At 71.4% G+C, this 20,784-nt stretch carries 23 protein-coding genes and 1 pseudogene; 13 read left to right on the plus strand and 11 right to left on the minus strand.

Annotation, left to right across the window (positions count from 1 at the left end; all coding sequences use genetic code 11):
- Positions 1 to 13: 13 nt before the first annotated feature.
- Positions 14 to 856, plus strand: coding sequence for a LysR family transcriptional regulator (locus OG406_RS03245; protein WP_329183816.1), 843 nt, complete (start codon positions 14 to 16; stop codon positions 854 to 856).
- A gap of 13 nt (positions 857 to 869) precedes the next feature.
- On the opposite strand, the gene OG406_RS03250 is transcribed toward OG406_RS03245, so the two are convergent.
- Positions 870 to 1,688, minus strand: coding sequence for a siderophore-interacting protein (locus OG406_RS03250; RefSeq protein WP_329183817.1), 819 nt, complete (start codon positions 1,686 to 1,688; stop codon positions 870 to 872).
- A 343-nt stretch (positions 1,689 to 2,031) separates the two neighbouring features.
- Between OG406_RS03250 and OG406_RS03255 the strand changes: the two genes are divergently transcribed.
- The gene (locus OG406_RS03255; RefSeq protein WP_329183819.1) at positions 2,032 to 2,568 is read left to right on the plus strand and encodes a hypothetical protein; all 537 of its coding nucleotides are present in this window, start codon (positions 2,032 to 2,034) and stop codon (positions 2,566 to 2,568) included.
- 42 nt (positions 2,569 to 2,610) lie between these two features.
- Here the strand turns inward: OG406_RS03255 and chvE are convergent, their stop codons facing one another.
- Positions 2,611 to 3,699, minus strand: coding sequence for a multiple monosaccharide ABC transporter substrate-binding protein (gene chvE / locus OG406_RS03260; protein ID WP_329183821.1), 1,089 nt, complete (start codon positions 3,697 to 3,699; stop codon positions 2,611 to 2,613).
- 507 nt (positions 3,700 to 4,206) lie between these two features.
- Here chvE and OG406_RS03265 point away from each other — a divergent pair.
- Complete coding sequence (locus tag OG406_RS03265; protein ID WP_329183822.1) at positions 4,207 to 5,190, plus strand: alpha/beta hydrolase family protein; 984 nt, start codon at positions 4,207 to 4,209, stop codon at positions 5,188 to 5,190.
- Between the two features lie 139 nt (positions 5,191 to 5,329).
- Here the strand turns inward: OG406_RS03265 and OG406_RS03270 are convergent, their stop codons facing one another.
- Both OG406_RS03270 and OG406_RS03275 read right to left on the minus strand, forming a co-directional pair.
- Positions 5,330 to 5,677, minus strand: coding sequence for a hypothetical protein (locus OG406_RS03270; RefSeq protein WP_164375576.1), 348 nt, complete (start codon positions 5,675 to 5,677; stop codon positions 5,330 to 5,332).
- Positions 5,678 to 5,765: 88 nt separating this feature from the next.
- A complete protein-coding gene (locus tag OG406_RS03275) occupies positions 5,766 to 6,461 on the minus strand; it encodes an SDR family NAD(P)-dependent oxidoreductase (RefSeq protein ID WP_329183824.1) in 696 nt (231 codons plus the stop codon).
- Between the two features lie 89 nt (positions 6,462 to 6,550).
- Between OG406_RS03275 and OG406_RS03280 the strand changes: the two genes are divergently transcribed.
- On the plus strand, positions 6,551 to 7,456 hold the full coding sequence (locus OG406_RS03280) for a helix-turn-helix transcriptional regulator (protein WP_329183826.1): 906 nt from the start codon (positions 6,551 to 6,553) through the stop codon (positions 7,454 to 7,456).
- Positions 7,457 to 7,526: 70 nt separating this feature from the next.
- Here the strand turns inward: OG406_RS03280 and OG406_RS03285 are convergent, their stop codons facing one another.
- Together OG406_RS03285 and OG406_RS03290 are read right to left on the minus strand one after the other, a co-directional pair.
- Positions 7,527 to 7,898 (minus strand): ArsR/SmtB family transcription factor, encoded by a 372-nt coding sequence (locus OG406_RS03285; RefSeq protein WP_329183828.1) that lies wholly within the window; start codon positions 7,896 to 7,898, stop codon positions 7,527 to 7,529.
- Positions 7,895 to 8,341 carry an SRPBCC domain-containing protein gene (locus tag OG406_RS03290; RefSeq protein WP_164375590.1) on the minus strand — a complete coding sequence of 149 codons (447 nt, stop codon included), beginning with the start codon at positions 8,339 to 8,341 and terminating at the stop codon, positions 7,895 to 7,897. The genes OG406_RS03285 and OG406_RS03290 overlap by 4 nt, the downstream gene beginning before the upstream one ends.
- Before the next feature lie 221 nt (positions 8,342 to 8,562).
- Between OG406_RS03290 and OG406_RS03295 the strand changes: the two are divergent.
- From OG406_RS03295 to OG406_RS03320, 6 genes and pseudogenes are all read left to right on the plus strand, one after another.
- Positions 8,563 to 9,462, plus strand: a pseudogene (locus tag OG406_RS03295) (aminoglycoside phosphotransferase family protein).
- A 136-nt stretch (positions 9,463 to 9,598) separates the two neighbouring features.
- Positions 9,599 to 11,779 carry an FUSC family protein gene (locus OG406_RS03300; RefSeq protein WP_329183830.1) on the plus strand — a complete coding sequence of 727 codons (2,181 nt, stop codon included), beginning with the start codon at positions 9,599 to 9,601 and terminating at the stop codon, positions 11,777 to 11,779.
- Positions 11,780 to 11,783: 4 nt separating this feature from the next.
- Positions 11,784 to 12,212 carry a DUF6892 domain-containing protein gene (locus OG406_RS03305; RefSeq protein ID WP_327407869.1) on the plus strand — a complete coding sequence of 143 codons (429 nt, stop codon included), beginning with the start codon at positions 11,784 to 11,786 and terminating at the stop codon, positions 12,210 to 12,212.
- Between the two features lie 188 nt (positions 12,213 to 12,400).
- Positions 12,401 to 13,060, plus strand: coding sequence for a CatB-related O-acetyltransferase (locus OG406_RS03310; RefSeq protein WP_327407870.1), 660 nt, complete (start codon positions 12,401 to 12,403; stop codon positions 13,058 to 13,060).
- Positions 13,061 to 13,166: 106 nt separating this feature from the next.
- Positions 13,167 to 13,373 (plus strand): hypothetical protein, encoded by a 207-nt coding sequence (locus OG406_RS03315; RefSeq protein WP_266618959.1) that lies wholly within the window; start codon positions 13,167 to 13,169, stop codon positions 13,371 to 13,373.
- Positions 13,374 to 13,831: 458 nt separating this feature from the next.
- Positions 13,832 to 14,404: a dihydrofolate reductase family protein gene (locus OG406_RS03320; RefSeq protein WP_329183835.1), complete on the plus strand. Its 573-nt coding sequence runs from the start codon at positions 13,832 to 13,834 to the stop codon at positions 14,402 to 14,404.
- Positions 14,405 to 14,542: 138 nt separating this feature from the next.
- Here OG406_RS03320 and OG406_RS03325 read toward each other — a convergent pair whose 3' ends face one another.
- Positions 14,543 to 15,568: a LysR family transcriptional regulator gene (locus OG406_RS03325; RefSeq protein ID WP_267049608.1), complete on the minus strand. Its 1,026-nt coding sequence runs from the start codon at positions 15,566 to 15,568 to the stop codon at positions 14,543 to 14,545.
- Positions 15,569 to 15,752: 184 nt separating this feature from the next.
- On the opposite strand from OG406_RS03325, the gene snpA reads away from it, so the two are divergent.
- Entirely contained in the window at positions 15,753 to 16,424 is a 672-nt protein-coding gene (snpA, locus tag OG406_RS03330; RefSeq protein ID WP_164375383.1) for a snapalysin, read from the plus strand.
- A 176-nt stretch (positions 16,425 to 16,600) separates the two neighbouring features.
- Here the strand turns inward: snpA and OG406_RS03335 are convergent, their stop codons facing one another.
- From OG406_RS03335 to OG406_RS03345, 3 genes are read right to left on the minus strand one after another with little or no spacing between them, the layout of a single operon-like run.
- Positions 16,601 to 17,155, minus strand: coding sequence for a TIGR03086 family metal-binding protein (locus OG406_RS03335; RefSeq protein ID WP_239155862.1), 555 nt, complete (start codon positions 17,153 to 17,155; stop codon positions 16,601 to 16,603).
- Positions 17,152 to 17,718, minus strand: a complete 567-nt coding sequence (locus tag OG406_RS03340) for an SRPBCC family protein (protein WP_329183840.1) — start codon at positions 17,716 to 17,718, stop codon at positions 17,152 to 17,154. The genes OG406_RS03335 and OG406_RS03340 overlap by 4 nt, the downstream gene beginning before the upstream one ends.
- Positions 17,715 to 18,077, minus strand: coding sequence for an ArsR/SmtB family transcription factor (locus OG406_RS03345; RefSeq protein ID WP_164375382.1), 363 nt, complete (start codon positions 18,075 to 18,077; stop codon positions 17,715 to 17,717). The genes OG406_RS03340 and OG406_RS03345 overlap by 4 nt, the downstream gene beginning before the upstream one ends.
- A 277-nt stretch (positions 18,078 to 18,354) precedes the next feature.
- Between OG406_RS03345 and OG406_RS03350 the strand changes: the two genes are divergently transcribed.
- Positions 18,355 to 19,509, plus strand: coding sequence for a DUF3103 family protein (locus OG406_RS03350; protein WP_329183841.1), 1,155 nt, complete (start codon positions 18,355 to 18,357; stop codon positions 19,507 to 19,509).
- A gap of 8 nt (positions 19,510 to 19,517) precedes the next feature.
- Here the strand turns inward: OG406_RS03350 and OG406_RS03355 are convergent, their stop codons facing one another.
- Positions 19,518 to 20,027, minus strand: coding sequence for a molybdenum cofactor biosysynthesis protein (locus OG406_RS03355; RefSeq protein WP_329183843.1), 510 nt, complete (start codon positions 20,025 to 20,027; stop codon positions 19,518 to 19,520).
- Positions 20,028 to 20,169: 142 nt separating this feature from the next.
- Here OG406_RS03355 and OG406_RS03360 point away from each other — a divergent pair, with 142 nt between their 5' ends.
- Entirely contained in the window at positions 20,170 to 20,745 is a 576-nt protein-coding gene (locus OG406_RS03360; RefSeq protein ID WP_329183845.1) for a hypothetical protein, read from the plus strand.
- The last annotated feature ends 39 nt before the right edge of the window (positions 20,746 to 20,784 follow it).

Raw genomic sequence — 20,784 nt, forward strand, 5'->3', positions numbered from 1 at the left:
ATACCGTTGAGGTATGGATCTCGACCTGCGCAAGCTCCGGTACTTCGCCGCGGTCGCCGAGCATCGGCACTTCGGGCGGGCCGCCGAGGAGCTCTACATCGCGCAGCCCGTACTCAGCCGGCAGATCCGCGCGCTGGAACAGGAGCTGGGCTGCGCCCTGTTCGTCCGGACGACCCGCAGCGTGCAGCTCACGCCGGCGGGCGAGCAGCTGCGCCAGGAGGCGCCGGGGCTGCTCGCGAGCGTGGACTCGGCGGTCCGGCGCGTCCACGAGATCGGCCGCGGGGTGGAGCGGCTCGTCGTCGCGTTCACCGCCGGACTGCACGTGTCCGAGGCCGTGCGGGCGTTCTCCGCCGGGCACCCCGACGTCGAGATCGAGTTGCTCCAGGTGAAGTGGTGGGAGCAGACCGCGCCGCTGCGCGACGGACGTGCCGACGTCGGGTATCTGCGCCGGCCGTTCGACGACCGGGGACTGCACGCCGTCCCCGTCGGCACCGAGCGGAAGGACGCCTGCCTGCCGGTGACCCATCCGCTGGCGCGTCGATCGTCGCTGCTCATGGCGGACCTGGAGGGCGAGTCGATCCTCGACGCGCGGGAGCGCCGTACGTCGTCGGTCGAGGAGAAGTTCGAGCTCGTCGCCGCCGGGCACGGCATCGCGCTGGTGCCCCGCAGTGTCGCGCGCTCCTATTCGCGGTCCGACCTCGCGCACCTCCCCGTGACGGACGCCGAGCCGGTCGACGTGTGCGTCGTGGTCGCCAAGGACCGGCGCGAGCGTCATGTCCGGGAGTTCGTGGCGATCGCGCGGCAGACGCTGGGCGAGGGGGCCTCGCCGCGGGCGGACGGGGCGCCCACCCCGTAGGACGCGCGGAGGCTCAGGCCGCCACGGATGCCGCGTGCCGCCAGAAGCCGGAGAAGGTGATGCGGTCCTTGGGCAGGCCCAGGCTGACGAGGTGCCTGCGTCCTTCCTGCGCCAGGGTCGACTCACCGACGACGAAGGCGTACCCGGCCGGGTCGGCGGCGGTGAGCCGCCGGAGTTCGCGGAGTGCGGCGGTACCGGCGACGGATCCGTCGCCGTCCGGCACGACCCAGGTGACGCTCATGCCGGGCGGAGCGTCCAGGGTGCGGCGGTCGGCGGCGGTGGGCACCTCCTGGATGAGCCGGCCGACGGTGTCACGGGGCAGTGAGCGCAGGATGCCGGCGGTGGCGGGCAGGCCGGTCTCGTCAGCGACGATCACGACCTCGGACGCGTTCGCCGGGCAGTCGAAGAGGATGCCCTGGTCGAGGACGGCGAGGGAGTCGCCGGCCCGGGCACGGCACGCCCAGATGGCCGCGCCGCCCTCGACCTCACCGTCCGGTCCGCGGTGCACGACGAAGTCGATGTCCATCTCCGCCGCTTCCCGACGGAAGTCGGCCACGGTGTAGTTGGCACAGTGCGGCCGCTCGGCCTCGGGGATGGCCAGGTACGGCTGGTACCAGCGCGTGCCGGTGAACTCCGGGAGCCGCAGGCCCCGTTGATGCGGGAGCTGGAGGAAGAGACGGAACCAGTGGTCGTAGCCCTGCCAGGGAAAGTCCCCGAGCTCCGGTCCGGCGACCGTCACGCGGTGCATGGACGGGGAGACCCGTTCGGTGCGCAGGACGTGGGCACGGAACATCCTGGGCTGCGGCGGCGCGAGCCGGTGGATCTTCGCCATGACGCGTGGGGCTCCTCATCTGACTGGGTCCGGATCGATCAAGAATACTAAGGGTAGGCTCACCTTACCTCCGCGATTCCGGCGGTCATGCCTCGGGCTGCCCGATGCATACGGTCGTGGACTGCCCGCCCAGGACGTGACCGTGGCGCACGACCCCCGCCGACCACCCGTGCGTTCTCCTGTCGACTGGCGCTCCCGGCCCAGGGGCGACACACACCGTGCGGCCTGACCTGACGGGACATCGTGGAGTTCGGGCCCCACCCGCACCGGATACCTCGACTCCGGTCGGCCCACCCGGACAGACCCTGCTGACACGGGGCGCCACGGCACCAACAATGGGTCCATGGCGTCTGAACTGTTGACCGCGGCCGTGGGCCTGCTGGGCGCGGCGTTCGGCGCCGCGGGCGCCGTGTGGGCCGGCTCGGTGACCGCCCGGTCGCAGCGTCGGCAGACTCAGGACCAGCTCGAAGCAGCCCAGCGTCGGTGGAACCTGGACAGCAAGCGCGAGATATACATGCAGCTCCTCAGATGCTGCTCGCTGTGGCAGTCGACCACCTGGGAGCTGTTCCACGCCCTCCGCACCGGCGCCGGTGCGGAGGAGCGGAGCGGGGTGTACCAGCAGAAGGTCCAGCGGTGGCAGGACTTCGCGGCAACGTCGACGACGACCAAGGTGTTCACGGCGGACATCGGTGTACAGCGGGCCGCCGACAGTGCGCGGGACGCCCTGCTCACCGCAGAACGGGTCTGTGACGACTGGCACTTCGGGCGAGGCGACGACGAACACGACCGCCGAGTGGACGCCTTCCGGGCAGCGAGCCGCGACTGCGAGACCGCGGTCACCGCCCTCGCCGCACAGATCGAGATCGCGCTGAGCCGGTGACCGGCTCCGCGTCACCCAGGTGCTTCCGACGCCGGCGCGCCGCTACTTGAGTTCCGCGGCCGTGTAGTAGCCGCTCGCGACGAGGACGCTTCTGTAGTTGGTGCTGTCGACGTTCGTCGGCTGGAGGAGGTAGGCCGGGACGACCTTCGCACCGTTGTCGTAGGTCGCCTTGTCGTTGATGTTCGGCTGCCTGCCGTTGAGCACCTCGTCGGCCATGGTCGCGGCGACCAGGGCGAGTTGACCCAGATCCTTGTAGACGGTCTGTGACTGCTCGCCCGCGATGATCGACTTCACCGAGGCCAGTTCCGCGTCCTGGCCGGTGATGATCGGCAGCGGCTTGGCGCCGGAACCGTAGCCGTCCGACTTGAGGGCGGTCAGCACACCGATGGAGATCCCGTCGTACGGCGACAGGATCGCGTCGACCGTGTCGCTCGCGTACGACTTGGCGAGGATCCCGGCCATGCGCTTGCGCGCGGTCGCGCCGTCCCAGCGCAGGGTGGTGACCTGGTCGAGGCCGGTCTGGCCGGACCGGACGACCAGTTGCCTGCTCTTCAGATACGGCTCGAGGAGTTCCATCGAACCGTTGAAGAAGTACTTGGTGTTGTTGTCGTCCTTCGAGCCGGCGAACAGCTCGACGGTGAACGGGCCTTTGCCGCGCTCGAGTCCGAGCTTGTCGATGATGTACCGGGCCTGGATCCGGCCGACCTGGTCGTTGTCGAAGGAGGCGTAGTAGTCGACGTCCGCGGTCCCGAGGATGAGGCGGTCGTAGGAGATCACCGGAATGCCCGCGGCGGCGGCCTGCTTGAGCACCTTGCCGAGGGATTTGTTGTCGATCGCCGCGATGATCAACGCGTCGACGCCCTGTGTGATCAGGTTCTGGATCTGTGAGACCTGCTGGTCGGGCTTGTCGTCGCCGTAGACCAGCGTCGTCTTGTAGCCCTTGTCCCGCAGGTCCTTGACGACGTTGTTGCCGTCCGTGATCCAGCGCTCGGACGCCTTGGTCGGCATGGCGACGCCCACCACGCCCCCCTTGTCGGAACTGACCTCACGAGACCCTCCGCAGGCGGACAGGGCGAGGGAGATCGAGGCGGCCCCGGCGATGGCGACGAAGGCGGTTCTTCGGTTGCGCATGGTCATCGTTCCTTGTTCTTCTCGTCATTGAGAAAGAGGTGACGGGCCGTCACGCTCCGGGCAGGGAAGCCCGGTCGGGCGACAGGGGCGCTCGCTTCGGGACGACACGTCGTTCCGACGCTCTCGATCCACACGCGCGCGCCCAACTTCCCGGCCCTGAAGGCCAGTTAGTGCACCGTTCGAGATTTCGTCATGCGTTCGAAACGGTGGCGCGACCCTAGGAGGACGAACAGGGAGTGTCAACGGAGAGAGCAGACAACGGGTGGGAAGTGTGAGGACAGCTGATTTCCCGGTGCGCCCCCGATGCCTCGCCGGCGCACCCCCGGCACCCCGCCAGGACGTCGGCCGGTGCGCGATTGACCAAGCGGGACATCGTTCCGTATATTAAACGGAACAGCGTCCCACTTGAGCCGCGACGAACCCGCGGTCGGACGCGTCCCACCATCGCCCCCGGCCACCGGCATCAGTGCGCGGCAGGCAGGAGCGGCCACGAAAGGACCACGGATCATGACTGAACCCACCGCCTCAGCCGGCACCGGCGACTCGCCCCGGCCCGTCCTCTCGGTCAGCCCGGTGGTGCTGCCCGCCCCCGGCCGCGCCGTGGACCTTCAGCTACGCGTCTCCGCACCGTTGACCGGCACCGGGCTGCCCGTCATCCTCCTGTCGCACGGCCAGGGCCCGTCGAACAACCTCTCCTCGCTGAACGGCTACGCGCCGCTCGCCGACCAGTGGGCGGCACAGGGCTTCGTGGTCATCCAGCCGACGCACCTGAGTTCCCGGTCGCTGCACCTCGACCCGGGTCTCCCCGGGGCACCGCTGCACTGGCGATCGCGGGCGGAGGACATGACACACGTCCTCGACCGGCTCGACGCGATCGAGGACGCCGTACCGATGCTCCGCGGCCGGATGGACCGGACCAAGGTCGCCGTGGCCGGGCACTCCATGGGCGGACACACGGCGAGCCTGCTGCTCGGCGCCCGCCTCACCGACCCGCACGACGGGACCGTGGTGAACCTCGCCGAGCCCCGCGTCAAGGCGGGCGTGCTGCTGGCCGCTCCCGGCCGCGGAGGTGACTCGCTCAGCACGTTCGCCGCCGAGAACTACTCGTTCTTCCTGACCACCGACTTCTCCACCATGCGGACGCCCGCACTCGTGGTCGCCGGCGACAAGGACAGTTCCGCCCACCTGACGGTCCGGGGCCCGGAATGGCACACGGACCCGTACGTCCTCTCCCCCGGACGCAAGTCCCTGCTCGTCTTGTTCGACGCGGAGCACGGCCTCGGCGGAATCTCCGGATACGACGTCGCCGAGACCACGGACGAGAACCCGGGGCGCGTCACCGCCGTCGCGCGTCTCACCGCGGCGTATCTCCGCAGCGAACTCAGCCCCGGGGACTCGGCATGGCAGTCGGCGGTCGACACCCTGGCGGCCGCGTCCGACCCGGTGGGACGGATCGAGTCCAAGGAGCCGCGGGGGAGCGCGGGCCAGTAGCCGAGGGGCGGGTGACCGAGGGAACGAGGGCGTGAGCACGGCGTCGATGGCACCGGATGACACCGGGGCGCTGGCACGGCGGGCGAGGGTCGCGCTCCAGAGCGGACCGGAACGACAGCCTCTGGCAGGACCGCTGATCTCAGCCCATGGCCACCAGGGTCAGGGCGGCCAGCACGGTGATCATGGCCACCGGCACCATCACGACACGGGTGCGCTCGATCCATCCGTACACGTGCGTCAGCGCGGGCGCCGCCCCGCTCGTCGGTACGGTCGCCGCCCGCTCGGTCCGGCCGTCGGTCACCGGCTCGACGGCCGGAGCGGCGGCGGGCTCGGCGCAGGAGGGCGCGGTGGAGGTGACGCGCTCGGTCCGCTCGGGGGCGCCCAGGGCACAGCACCACCGGCAGTCGCCCTCCGCACCGTTCAGCCAGTCCGCGCCCGCAGGCCGGACCGAGACCGTGACGGGTCTGTCCTGGTGCCACATCGTCATGACGGGTCCAACGAGACGCGCCACGGTCGGCCACGTCCCCGCCGGTCATCGTGACCCAGCTGACATCAGACGGTGAACGAGCGCCGGTTCACCAGTCGAGCGGGCCGGAGCGGTCGACGAACCGTCCCGTACCCGCACCGGGCCCCTCGGTCGCCAGCCGGACGATCGCGTCGGTGCCCTCCGTAACGGTCTGGGGGCCGCTGTGGGCGTTGAGGTCGGTGGCGGTGTAACCGGGGTCGGCGGCGTTGACCCGGATGTCCTTCAGTGCCTTGGCGTACTGCGTGGTCAGCATCGTGACCGCTGCCTTCGAGGCGGTGTAGAGGGGGAGGATCACCGACGACTCGACCCGCGACGGATCGTGGGTGGCGGCGAACGACCCCATTCCGCTGCTGACGTTGACGATGACGGGGTCCGGTGAGCGGCGCAGCAGCGGGAGGAAGGCCGCGGTCACCCGGACCACCCCGAAGACGTTGACGTCGAAGACACGGAGCGCGTCCGCCCCGGTCAGATCCGCGGGGTCGCTGTGCGGGCCGGACACGCCCGCGTTGTTGATCAGGACGTCGATCGCACCCTCGTTCGCGGCGACGTCGGCGGCCGCTTCGGCGACGGAGGCGTCGTCCGTGACGTCGATCCGGACGAACCGCGCCCCCAGCGCGGCTGCGGCCTCGGCGCCGCGTTCCGGGTCGCGGGCTCCCAAGATCACGGTGTGGCCGACGGCGACGAGGCGGCGGGCGGTCTCGTGGCCGAGACCCTTGTTGGCTCCTGTGATGAACGTGGTGGTCATGGATCGATGGTCGCCATCGCGCGGGACCTTCGCCAGGGACCCTTCGACCGTAGGAGTGCGAGTACCACCCCGGAGGGGGCTGGGGCAGGATGGAGGGCATGGTGACGAAGGACGAGGTGGGCCTCGGCACGACGATCCGTGCCTGGCGGGAACGGCTGGCCCCGTCGGCCCCGGCCTCGTCGACGGGTCGGCCGCGCCGTGCCGCCGGTCTGCGCCGCGAGGAGCTCGCCGAGCGGGCGGGTGTCTCGGTCGACTACGTGGTGCGGCTCGAACAGGGGCGGGCGACGGCCCCGTCGGCGCAGGTGGTGGCTTCGCTGGCACGCGCCCTGGAGCTCAGTCCCACCGAGCGGGACCACCTCCACCGCATGGCGGGGCTGGCCGCTCCGAACGACGCCCCGATCCCCGACGACATCCCCGCGGGGGTGCGCCGGGTACTGAACCGCCTCGGCGAGGTCGCGGTGGCCGTCTTCGCCGCGGACTGGCAGATGATCTGGTGGAACCGGGGCTGGGCCGCCCTGCTCGGCGATCCGGCGGACTCCCCCGCCGAACTGCGCAACTTCGCCCGTGAGCGTTTCCCCGTCGGCTCCGACCGCGTGAGCATCGCCTGGTGGCCGGTGTCCGTGGACAACCAGGACGCCTCGGACCTCACCATCGTGTCCGACCTGCGCCGCGCCACCGCCCGCTTCCCTCACGACGTACGTCTGGCGGAGCTCATCCGGGTCCTCGTGGCCGGGAATCCGACCTTCGCGCGCCTGTGGGCGAGCGGCACGGTGGCCGCGCACCGCGAGGAGCACAAGACCATCGAACATCCCGGAGTCGGACCGGTGGAGGTGGACTGCGACGTGCTGACCGACGGCGAGTCCGAACTCAAGATCGTCATCCTGACCGCCGCGCCGGGCAGCGCGGACGAGGCGCGCTTCAGGCGCGCTCTCGGCATGACGTCGGACGCCACGGCGGCGCCCGACGGACCGGTGTCGGCTCGTACGACGTCCTGACGTCACGGGGTCGGGGCGGGCGCCCGCCCAGATTCCGTGACGTCGGCGCCCCTCCCGATCCCCTCCCCGATCAGCCGCCCCGGGAGTCCGGCGGCCCCGTGTCCGGCGTCTCCGCGACGTGCTTGATGTTCGCCAGCCGTCGGTCCCAGTCCGCCGCGAGTGCCGCCATCCACCGGGACGCCGCGTCCAGCGCGGCGGGCCGGAGCGTGTACCGCACCTCGCGGCCCACCCGACTGCCGGACACCAGCCCCGCGGTGTCCAGCACGACGAGGTGCTTGACCACCGCCTGCCGGGAGACGGGGAGCCGTTCGGCAAGGGTCGTGGCCGTGCCCGTGCCCATCTCGGCCAGCAGGTCGAGGAGTTGGCGCCGTGTCGGGTCGGCCAGCGCACCGAGGACGCCGTCGACGGCTTCGCCGCCGCCCCCCGAACGCGCTTCGCTCACGTCGAGGGCTGTTCGGCGCGCTCCTTGAGCGCGTCGAGCTCCAGGGGCCAGCCCTGGGTGTGGTCCTTCAGGTTCTGGCCGCGGAGTTCCTCGGAGCCGGCCAGCGCCGCGAAGCCGCTCTCGACCACCCGCAGCCGGGTCCGGTCGCCCTCCTCGGTCAGCGTGAACTCGACGAGCGTGCTGTTGTCCTCGCGCAGTTCCTCTCCGGGGAACGCACTCGTCCAGCGGTACGCGAGGTAGGTCGGGGCATCCACCTTCTCCACCCGCACCGGGAAGTCGCCGTGCTCGGAGTTCTTGAGCACGAGCGAGTCGCCCTCCTCGGCCACGGTGCCCGGCAGGCTCGCCTTGTCGGCCACCCAGAACCCGGGCTGGGCCACCAGCGACCAGACCCGCTCCAGGGGGGCCTCGATCAGGGTCTCGCGTTCGATCCGGTCCTCGCTCATGAAGGGCTCCTTGGTCGTCACGATCAGATGCAACTCCAGGGTTGCACGACAACCCATCAGGTGCAACCCCGGGGTTGCACGATGGAAGGTCGGGGCATGCGTGATCGACTCGGTCGCCTCGACTCCTGCCCCTCTCAAATGCGTTGGACAGGCGGGACCGCCGCGCACTGTGATGGCTCCGACCGCCTGCCGTACGACGCGGGCCCACCACAGGAGCGCTCTTGCCCGCGAGGGAGACCCAGGACAGCCGCCCCCGGATCGACGCCGCCCTCGTCAGGCGGCTGATCGACACGCAGTTCCCGCAGTGGGCCGAACTGCCCCTGGAGCGCGTCGACCCGGCCGGTTCGGACCACGTCATCCACCGGCTCGGCGCGTCGATGGCCGTCCGGCTGCCCCGCCATGCCGGTGCCCTCGGTCAGGCCGGGAAGGAGTTCGCGTGGCTGCCACGGCTCGCCCCGCATCTCCCGCTCGCGATCCCCGTGCCGGTCGCGGTCGGGGAACCGGACCTCGGCTACCCGTGGGCCTGGGCGGTGTCCCGCTGACTGGACGGTGACGTGGCGACGGTGGCGGCCCTGGCCGACTCCACCGCGGCCGCCGCCGAACTGGCCGGCTTCCTCGTCGCCCTGCAAAGCTGCGCACCGGACGGCATGCCCGGCGAGGGCACCCGGCCCGACCTCACGGCCGGAGGGCTGGCCGACCGCGACCGCACGACCCGCGCCGCCATCGCCGAGGTCGCCGGCACCTTCGACAGCATGGCCCTGACCTCGCTGTGGGACGCCGCGCTGAGCGCCCCCGGATGGGACCGCCCACCGGTCTGGTTCCACGGCGACCTCCATACCGGCAACCTGCTGACCCTCGACGGCCGGCTCAGCGCGGTCATCGACTTCGGCGGACTCGGCATCGGCGACCCCGCCTGCGACATGACCGTGGCCTTCACCTCGATGTCCGCGGCGAGCCGGGGTGTCTTCCGCTCGGCGCTCGGGGTGGACGACGCGACGTGGACCCGGGGCCGTGGCTGGGCCCTGACGACCGCCCTGAACGCGTACACCTCCTATGCCGCCACCGACCCCCGTGTCGCCGCCCAGACCACGCGTCAGATCACCGAGGCTCTGATCGGCTGAGGGACAGGGCGGACGGGCGCGTCGGTGCGTCGCGTGGCCGGTGAACGGCCCGCGCCGCGCTGCCGCGGCCGGTCTCCCGGCCGACAATGGACCTACGGCGGGGACGGACCCGGGGAGGCGCCGGGAAGGAGCGTCGATGCCGCAGGGGTTCTTCTCCCCCGCCCGCGTTCGGGCCGCACGCCAGGCCGCGCGGGTCACGGCAGCCTCGCTCACCGGCTTCTACACCGCGCTCTACGCACTGGACCAGCCCGTCGTCGCGGTCTACGCCCTCTTCACACCGATCGCGCTCGGCGTCCTCTCCCCCGTCCCCGGCAGCGGCCGGCAGCGCGCGCGTACGGTCCTGCTGGTCCTGCCGGTCGCCGTGGCCCTGACCGCCGTCGGCACCACGCTGGCCGTGACCACGGCCTCGGCCGTGGCGGGGATGCTGTTGTTCGGATTCACCGTCTCCTTCGCCGCCGCCTACGGCCCGGCACCCGCGGGCGTGGTTCCGGGGCTGCTGCTCTTCTACGTGCTCGCGTGCTTCCCGCCCTACGCCCCTCAGACGCTGCCGGAGCGGCTCTACGGTCTGCTCGCCGGTGGCGTGCTGCTGATCGTGTGCGAACGGGTGCTCCTGCCCGCGCCGTCCTCGCCGTCCTACCGTGCGCGGATCGCCTCCGCCCTCGATCTCGCCGCCGAGGCGGCCCTCTCCGTCGCTCAGGGACACGGCGACGATCGCGAACGCGCGCGGCACCTGCGCGACGAAGGGCGGGCCCTGCGCTTCTCGCAGGTGCCACCGGCCTCCCGCCCGACCGGAGCGGGGCGGACCGCCCGAGGGCTGGCGCACGCCGGATCCGCCACGCGGCGGGTTCTGGACCAATTGGCCCGCATGTTCGAGAAACCCGCTCCGCAACCGGGCGACGACCCGCACTGCGCGACCCTGCTGCGTGAGGTCGCCGCGGCCTGTGCCGCGACGGCCGGCGCCCTGCGCGGCACCCGCGCCGTTCCGGGCCAGGAGATGCTCGAAGAGGAGGTCGCGGACTTCGTCGCCGTCCGTGGACGGCCCTCCGAGGACCGGGCCGAGGCGTCACCCCGGCTTCTGCGGCACCGGACCGACGTGCTGACCGTCGCCGCGTCCGCGCTGACCGTGCAGACCGCCGTCACCGTCGCGATCGGGGGCCGCCGCAGTTCACCCGGGATGCCGCACGACCAGTTCTGGTACGCGGGACCCTCCACGCCACGCCTCCTGACCTTACGGCTGACCGGCAACCTCACCCTGCGCTCGGTGCTTTTCCAGAACGCCGTCCGTACGGCCCTGGGGCTCGGAGCCGCCCGCCTCGTGGCCGGAACACTGGACCTCTCGCACGGCTTCTGGGTTCTGCTCGCCGTCCTGACCCTGGGCCGCACGACCGCGGGAGCGACCTGGTCCACGGTCCGGTCGGCGGCCATCGGCACACTGCTGGGCGCGCTGGCCGCCGGAGCCCTGCTGTTCGGGGCGGGGGGCGCGACCGTCGTGTACGCCGTCGTACTCGTACCGGCCACGTTCGTGGCCTTCGCCGTGGGGCCGATCGCCGGACCCGCCTGGGCGCAGGGCCTGTTCACCCTGGTGGTGTCCGCCGCGTTCAGCCAGCTCACGCCGGCCACCTGGCGGCTCGCGGAGGTACGGCTCCTCGACGTTCTGACGGGATGCACGATCGGGCTGCTCTGCGGCGTGCTGGCCTGGCCCGCCGGGGCCCGCGCGGAGCTCCGGCGCAGTGCCGCCGAACTGCTGCGCGCCGTCGCGCGTCTGGTCGCGCTCACCATCGCCGATCTGGTCGACGCGCCCGACGAGACACGCGCTCGGGGCGACACGACCGAGGAGGCGCTGCGACTGGCCCGGCACCGGCTCCGGATCGCCGAGGGCGCCTACGCGCAGTACCGGACGGAGGGCGGCAGAGGCCCCGGCGGTGGCGGTCCCGACTGGCTCGCGGCGCTCAACTGCGGCTCCCACGCGATGGCCGGGGCGCACTGGCTGCCCCGGCTGGACCACGGCCCCGCACCGCCCGACGCCGTCCGATGGGCACGGGAGTCGGTCGCCCGGCTGACCACGGCCCTGGAACGGGCCGCGACCTTCCCGCCGGGCGGCGTACACGTGCGCACGCCACCCCTGCCGAGCGAGGTGATCTCGAACGCCCCACCGCTCGTACGACCCTCGCTGGTCGACATCGACGGATGGCTGCGGAACCTCGCGGCGGATCTGGCGACCGTCGGCGGGGGCGACGCGGACGAGCCGTGGCCGCCCGTGCGGGACGACGGAAGGGACACACGCCGGACGCAGGGCCGGTCCCGTGACCTACGGTGATCGGATGGCCGACTTCCAGGACTTCAACTTCAAGCTGCTCGTCATCGAGAAGCTGATGTACACGGACGGGACGCTGACGCCCGGGTTCCGTCTCGCCGACCTCCTGCGTGCGCGCGGGCTGGGTGACGACCCCTGGACGTACGCCCACGAGCAGGGCCTGTCCCATCAGATGGTCCCCGAGGCCCGCGTCCACTTCGAGTCCTTGGAGATCGGTGACGAACTCCTCGCCACCGTGGACGAGTTGGTCGTCGACGGCGGGCTCCGGGTGTACCAGGAGTGCGCACCCGTCTGGGACGGCGAGGACGATCTCTTCGACGTGGTGTCGCCCGCCGACCTGGACCTGCTTCCCCGGCTCGCCCGCGTGGTCAGCACGGTTGCGCTCGCGGAGGAGCTGCGCGACGCGCTGGCAGGGCGGGGCGTCGTCATCACCTGAGGATCCGGCGACGGCATCGTCCTCGCCGGCGCGGCTCCCTCCGTTCGGGCGAGGCCCGTTGCGGACAGCCGCCGGCAAGAGACCGTCGGCAGCGGCCTGTTGGCGCACGCGCACTCGGCTGTCGTCGCCGGCCCAGTACCGTGATCACGGAGCAGACACCGACTCGTGCCCGGAAGGAACCACCCATCATGCCCGTCCCCGCCGACCCGACGGTTCTCCATCCGATGCCCGACCAGCCGCGTGTGGTACTGCTCAAACCGCTGGTGAAGTCGCCGCTGATCGAGGTCGGGGAGTACTCGTACTACGACGACCCGGACGACGCGACCGCGTTCGAGACACGCAACGTGCTCTACCACTACGGGCCGGAGAAGCTGATCATCGGCAGGTTCTGCGCGCTGGGCACGGGGGTGCGGTTCATCATGAACGGCGCCAACCACCGTATGGACGGGCCGTCGACCTTCCCCTTCCCCACCATGGGTGGTTCCTGGGCCGAACACTTCGACCTGCTCACCGGCCTGCCGAACCGGGGTGACACCGTCGTCGGCCACGACGTCTGGTTCGGGCACGGCACGACGGTCATGCCCGGCGTACGGATCGGCAACGGCGCGATCATCGCCTCCGGGGCCGTCGTCACCGCGGACGTGCCCGACTACGGCGTCGTCGGCGGGAACCCGGCCTGTCTCATCCGCACCCGCTACAGCGAGGAGGAGATCGACCGTCTCCTCGACGTGGCCTGGTGGGACTGGCCGGCGGAACACATCACCGAGCACGTGCGCACGATCATGTCGGGCACGATCACCGACCTGGAGGCCGCCGCGCCCACCTCCGGCGTGGGGCCGACCACTTGACGCGACGAGGGGACGGGACGGCGCCCCACGACCCGTACGACGGAGTGAGCCGACGTCACGGCGATGCACCCGACACCGCCCCGGCACCATCCCCGCGGAACCCGCGGTGAGCGACCCCACGACCGAGGGTGAGGGCGACGGCGGGTCCGGACACGAGGCGAAGGCGGCCCGAGGGCTGCCGGAGAAGGACCTGCGGGCGGCGGTCGACGGCCTCGCGGGCCGGCTGACCGAGGTCAGACCGGGCTGGTTCAACGCCACGGAGTCGCGTCGAGGCGCGGACGAGAACCCCCGGCGGGACGAACGTCGGCCGTGACCTGACCACCCGGGCCCGTTCGCCGACCGGAACCGCCCACTCCCCCACCTCCCGAACTGCACCGGACGACACGGTTACCGGCACCAGCACCTCACCTCCCCGAACCGCGCCCGACAGCCCGCCCACCGGCCTCCACCCAGCCGCCGCCCGGCCCGGCCCGGCACCCACAGCTTCCCGAGGCTCGGCACCGCTCGCAGCACCCCCTGGCCGCCACGCCCCGGCACACCCGGCACCGACACCTTTTCCCTCCTTGACAATATTTTTTGTCGGATGGATCCTGGAGCAGTGCTGGACGTCGCCGTGATCGAGGAACCTCAGGCGTCCGAATGCCGACGGTGTCGTACCGGTCCGTCGCCGGCGCGGCCCGTAAGACTCCTCATCGAGGGGCCGTCGACTCGATCGCGTCGAGACGGCGGCGAACAAGCGAAGACCGCACACCGGACACCTAAGGAACCAGCATGCGCACCCTGATCAGCTCCTCGTTCGTCTCGCTCGACGGCGTCATGGAGGCACCCGGCGGCGAAGCCGGATATCGCAACGCCGGCTGGACCTTCAAAGAGGTCGAGTTCGTCCCCGAGGCCTTCGAGATCAAGGGGCGGGAGCAGGAGGAGGCCGCCGCGATCCTGATGGGCCGGGCCAGCTACGAGGCGTTCAGCCCGGTGTGGCCGGACATGCCGGATTTCGCCCGCTACAAGGACATGCCGAAGTACGTGGTCTCCAGCGGTCTCACCGAGGACGCGCTGGTCTCCAACTGGGGTGAGACCACCATCCTGCGGGACCTCGACGAGGTCGCCGCCCTCAAGGAGACCGACGGCGGCCCGATCATCGTGCACGGCAGCGCCGCCCTGAACCACGGCCTCGCGGACGCCGGTCTCGTCGACCGCTACCACCTGCTCGTCTTCCCGCTGCTGCTCGGCGCGGGCAAGCGGCTGTTCCCGGCGACCGACAAGGACACCCAGAAGCTGAAGCTCGTCGAGCACGCCGTGTACTCCAACGGCCTGCAGATGAACGTCCTCGACGTCGTCCGCTGACGACGACCACCCGCAGGACCGCCCCGCCGCGCGGCGGCCTCCCCGAGGCACCTCGGCCGAGGCCGCCGACAGCCGCCCACGTCGACCAGGTCCTCCCACGTGATCAGTGCCGCCGACACACCTCACCGGCGGCAGCAGTCACCCGCCCTGCCCCGCATCCGCGACGAGCATCCGCCCCGGACCCTCTTGACCCGCTCCCCCGACGCCCGCGCCCAACGCTCGCGCCGTCTCCCGCGCCTCCTTGCGGATCAGCCAGTCCCGGTAGGCCGGCGCCTGGTAAGCCGCCTCCCAGTACGCCTCCTCCAACTCCTTGTAGCCGTTGTCGAGTTCGGCCTCGGTGCGTGCCGCCAGCAGGAGCCGTACGCCGATCGGGTCGCCCTGGAGCGGGCGGATGGCGACGTCGGAGCGAGGGCGAGCGGTGGGCTGACTGACCGTGACGACCTCGCCGGTGGCGGCCAGCGAGTAGGCGGTCAGGTAGTCGCCGTGCAGCATGTCGGGGTCGAGTCCCGCCCCGCGCAGCACGCGACACACTCCGTCCCACTCGCCGTCGACGGTCGAGTCCACCATCCACTGCTCGTCGGCGAGTTCGGCGAGGGGCACTTCGTGTCGCCGGGCCGCGGGGTGTTCGGGGGCGAGCGTCACGAACTGCGGCTCACGCTCGACGAGAACGCGCAGGCAGAGTTCGGGCGGGACGGAGAGGGGGCTGCCCTCCACCTCGTGAACGAAGGCGAGTTCGAGCCAGCCCCCGGCGACCATGTTCAGCAGGGAGTTCGCCGACACGTCCATCCGCAGGGTGGGTTCGGTTCGCGGGACCCGGGTGCGCAGTCGCCGGATCCAGCCGGGCAGGGCGCGGCTGGCCGTGGCGCCGATCCGCAGTCGGCGTTCGTCGGCGGCCCGGGCGACCGCGGCTCTCGTCTCCGTGACCATCGCCGTGAACTCCGCGACAAGGGGCCGCGCCCGGCTCAGTACGGCGTGGCCGAGCGGTGTAGGACGGCAGCCCGTGCCCGCGCGGACGAAGAGCTGCCCGCCGAGGGTCTGCTCGATGCGGCGCAACTGGGTGCTCAACGAAGGCTGTGCCACGCCGAGTTCGCGGGCAGCCTTGTGCAGGCTGCCCGCGTCGGCGATGGCGCACAGGGCACGTAAGTGCCGCACCTCCAGATCCATGCCGGAAGGGTAGGGCGGCACGGGGCGGCGCACCAGATGTTCAAATCGCGACGAACGCTCACGAGTCGACCCCGATAGCCCGGTGCTATCCCCTGTTGCCATCATCCGCCGGACCCTTCGCCTGCCCGACACTCCTGCTGAACCCATCGTTCACACCCCACACGAACGAGTAGGAGCACCCCCCATGCTTTCCTCGAAGACGTCCCGCAGACTCGTGGCCCTCGCCCTCGGTACCGGCCTGGTGTCCGCCGCGCTCGGCACCGCGGTCCCGGCGAGTGCCCAGCCGGCCCCGGTCGCCCCGGCCACCGCGAACGCCCGGTACGTCGGTGGAGCCGAAGGCGCCGCCGGCAACAAGGCGTTCTTCGACGCCGTGCTGAAGTCGGTCGCCAAGCGGCAGACGGCCAACCCGTCGCTCGCGTCGGTGACCGTCTACTACAACGCCTCGCAGGCGCCGAGCTTCCGCTCGCAGATATCGAGTGCCGCCTCGATCTGGAACAGTTCCGTGTCCAACGTCAAGCTCCAGTCGACCACGGGCGGCGCGGACTTCACCTACTACGAGGGCAACGACTCGCGTGGTTCGTACGCTTCGACGAACGGCCACGGCAGCGGCTACATCTTCCTGGACTACGCGCAGAACCGGCAGTACGACTCGATCCGTGTCACCGCCCACGAGACGGGACACGTCCTGGGCCTGCCGGACCACTACAGCGGCCCGTGCAGTGAGTTGATGTCGGGCGGCGGCCCCGGCACGTCCTGCACCAACCGCTACCCGAACACGACCGAGCGCTCCCGCGTGAACCAGCTGTGGGCCAACGGTCTGGCGAAGGCCCTCGCCAAGGTGAACAAGGCCGCCTGACCCCCCACCGGCCGCACAACGGCGTAGGCACCGTACGGGCCGTGGCATCACGCCACGGCCCGTACGGCACTTTCAGACGGAGGGGGAGACGGAGAGACGGGGACCGGGACGCTGACGGGGACGGGTCGTTCGTCCCGGACATCGTGCCGATCGACTCCGTGGTCCGGCCCTGCCGTTCAGGGGGTGCGGCCGATGAAGGCGAGCAGACGTGTCTGCACGTCGGCGCTCGCGGGGACCTCGACCCGCGGTCCGTACTGACCGCTCTTGCGGAGCACGTCGTCGAGGGGCAGCATCCCGTCGAGCAACCGCGCACACCTGACCGGATCGAGCGCCTCCTTCTGACCGGTGGCCCGCGCCAGGTCCCAGGTGTGCATGAAGACGTCGGCGGTGTAGAAGCGGTCGACCGCCTGGTCGAGAGGGACGTCGCCGATGTGCGGGTTCGACAGGACCTTGCCCGCCGTGGCCGGATCGTCGAGGAGCGCCTGCACTCCGTCGCAGTGGACGGTCCAGGCGGCGACCGGATCGTCGTCGACCGAGGGTCCGTGGGGAAGTTCGACGCCGGCGCCGGACTTCAGGAAGGCCGGGAACCATTCGACGAGGTGGCGCACCACGTCCCGGGCGACCCAGTCCTCACAGGGCGCCGGATTGTTCCATGCCTCCGGGTCGACCCCGCGCACGCGTTCCGTGAAGTCCCCCGCGACGGTGCGGTGTTCGTCGGCTGCGCTCGTCATGGATTCAGTCCCTTTCCGTCGGTCCGAAGCTCCCCGCCGGAGTCGGTCGTGTCGTCGGCCTCGCCGATTCCCGGGTCCGCGAGCAACTCGTCGAGCCGCTCGTAGCCCTGGCGGACGCCGTCCTGCATGCCGCTCTTGACGATCGCGTCGCGGGCCTCGACGGACTCCAGGACCGATGTCGCGGTGACCCGGGTGCGGCCACCGAGATCCTCGAAGACGGTCTTCTCCAGACTGACACTGTCCGGGTGACCGTCGTAGGCGAAGGTCTGCACGATGCGCTCGTCCGGGCGCACCTCGTGGAACACGCCCCGGAAGCCGTACTCGGTGCCGTCGTCCTCGCTGTGCACATAGCGGTACGCGCCGCCGCTGCGGGCGTCGTACTCGTCGATCCGCATCTTCAGCCGGCGCGGGCCGAGCCACTGGATGACGAGGTCGGGGTCCGTGTACGCCCTGAACACCCGGTCCGGCGAGGCGTCGAACTCCCGCGTGATGACGATGGTCGGCAGCGCCGGGTCGGCCTCGATCTGCGTCTCGAGCCGGCGGTTGGCCCCTGCGGTGCTCATGATGCTTCCTCCTTGGGCGTGTTGTCCTGCGCGGGCCGTTCCTCCATCTGCTCGAGTACGGCGTCGAGTCGGCGGAAGCGGTCCTCCGCCTCGCGGCGGTACCGCTCGATCCACTTCGTCATCAGGTCGAACACCTCACCTTCGAGGTGGCAGGGCCGCCGCTGGGCGTCCCTGGTGCGACTGACGAGACCGGCGTCCTCCAGAACCTTGATGTGCTTGGACACGGCCTGGACGGTCACGTCGTACGGCTCGGCCAGTTCGTTCACCGTGGCGTCGCCGCCGGCCAGCCTCGCGACGATGTCGCGTCGCGTCGGGTCGGCCAGCGCGGAGAACACCCGGGACAGCCGGTCGTCGACCACGTCCCACCTCCTCTATTCAACCCCTCGGTTGAATAAACCGTACGACCGCGTGCGCTCCCTTGTCAACCAATCGGTTGAATAGCGGCGAGCGCCGCCCCGCCGGCGCGCCCGGGAGTGCGCCCGACAGGAGGTGCCGCACTCTTGCCGGACAGGCATGTACACGCCATGCTTGGCGGCGGCGGTCTACCCGCATAGACCGGGTCCTCGCCGCACCGACAGCCGTACCCGCTCCGCTGCACGCGACCGTCCTTCCCCCACGTCCAGGAGGATCGCCCCAGTGAGACCCCGTCGACTCCGCACGCGCGGCGCCGTTGCCGCGCTCGCCGGAACGCTGCTCGCCCTGTCCGCCGGCCAGACAGCCGTCGCCGCCCGGGCGACCGCCGCGGGCCCCGCGCCCAGGACCGCCGCCACCGTCAGCGCCGCGCAGGACCAGGCGGCCCGCGCGATCGCCCGCTCCCTCACCGACTCCACCTGGCGGGCCCGCCTGCAGCGCGCCGCTCTCACGTCCGACGAGGTGCCCGTCACCGCCCTCGCCGCCCGGGAGGCCGGTCCGCTCAAGGCCACGCTCGCGGCTGCCGACCGTCGGATCACCGCCGCCAAGGGACTGGACGCGACGGCCGGTTCGCTGCTCAGGCTGCGCCTGGGCGCCGACGCCATGCGTGCCGCGCTGCGGTCCGGGACGACACCGTGGGTCGCCGCGGCCACCTCCGACGACGACACGCGAACGCTCGTCGCCTATGACAGCCGGGGACGGTCCCACACGCTCGACGCCCACGACACGCCTGCCCGCCCGGTGTACGTCGTCGACATCGACGGCTCCGCGGCGCTGGCCGCCGGCCTCGACGTCCTCAGCGACCGGCTCAACCGGTACGGACTGCGCTCCACGGCCCCGGACGCGCAGCCACGGGTCGGCCACGCGGCGGGCGCCCGGACGGCCGGAGGGGGCTTCTGGACCAGCCGGATCACGGCGGTGGAACTCTCGGACGACGAAGAGCCCTGGGCGAAGGGCGACGCCGAGATCTACACCCTCGTCACCGGCTTCGGACAGGACGGCGCGGTGCGGGTCGACCCCGTCGACATGCCGTACCTCGACGACGACGGGACCGTCTACCGGCCGAACCAGATCCTGGTCAACTGGTCGAACTACAAGTACGACCTGGCCGACGCGGTGATGATGGAGGAGGACGGCAGCACCAACTACCGCGACCTCGCGAAGGCCATCGCCACCGCCCTGCTCACCATCACGGACCAGGGCACCTACATCCCGCTCGTCAACGCCGTGCTGGACGCGATTCCGGACGACTGGTGGACGGACGACCCCGACTACGTCGACTCCTGGTACACCCTCGCCCGCAGCGACACCGGCACCCGCTACGGAGCGCGCGGCAACGGCTGGATGACCGTGGAGCCGTATTTCGTCCAGGAACTCTGAGACTCCGCTCACCCCTTGTCCGGCGCGGGCTCCACGACGGAGAACACGGCGGGCCCCACGGTGAGCGTCCCGTCGGACAGCGGGCGGCAGCGGACCCCGGCACGGCCGCGCAGTGCCCGCTGGGCACCGGGGCCGAACATCGTGTCCATCCACGCGCAGGGCCGCGCCTCGCCGCGTACGGCCAGGACGACGGGGCCCGTACCGCTGTCCAGGGACACGGTGGCGCCGATGTACGACTCGATGTCGACGCCTCTCAGCAGGACGTTGCGCCGGGTGGCTCGCAGGTCCGCCGTCGCGTCGAGGCGCTCGGGGAAGCGTTCGGCCGCCATGAGCGTGACCGAGGCGTTGCGGTGGGCCGGACGATTGAAGTAGCGGTCACCGACGATGCCCAGGTCCGCGCGTACCCGCGCCGTCGTCACCAGGTCCTCGTCCGGCAGCGCGGGCGCCCCGTCACGGGGACGGCCCTCGAACCGGTGGACGGCGGACACCAGCAATTGAAGGATCTCCACATGCTGCACCTGATCGAGCCTAGGCGACCGACCGTCCGCGGCTCGTCCCACCCCAAGGAGGCACAAGCCGGACATCGCGCTGACACGACGACGCCCGGCGTGGCAGGGTCGGCGGAGATCGAGGACAGCAGCGAGGAGAAGGGGGGCCTTTGTGGACAGCCGAACGTGGGACACGCTGGTCAGCTCGATGAAAGGCACCTACGGCACAGGAGTGGGCGAGGGCGCGGTGCCCAAGCCGGTCATCATGCCGCTGGTGCGCGGCGAACTGGTCGGGCTGATATGGCTCCGCCCGGTCGTGCCCGGAGCCGACGCGCTCACCGGGATCGCCGCGCTGTCGAACATCGCGGCGGCGGCCGGGGCGGACGAGGTCGTCCTCGCGTGGGAGTCCCGCGACGTCAGCACCGTGTGCGGGCTGCCCTGCGCCGGCCCTGTCCCGTGCCTGAACATGGTCCACGCCACCCCTGAGGGCCACGTGCTGCACCAGTTCCCCTACGACGAGAAACTGTCCGCCCCGGAGGGCGAGGGTGAGGCGACGACGGTGGGAATCGAGTGGAAGGCGCCCCCTGCACCCCAGGAGGGCGGCGACCTGGTGGCGCCCGTCCGGGCCGCCGTGGACTACGCCTTCACGCCGATGGACATGGACCACCCCAATCCCTTCGGTGTCACCGTCGTCCTGATGGAGGAGGACGGCTACACCGTGCGCCTGACCGAGTCGCTGGACCGCTGACCCGCCGGTGACCGCGACCGCCCGGGGACCGGCCCACGT

The organism is Streptomyces sp. NBC_01428, assembly GCF_036231965.1.
Taxonomy (GTDB): Bacteria; Actinomycetota; Actinomycetes; order Streptomycetales; family Streptomycetaceae; genus Streptomyces.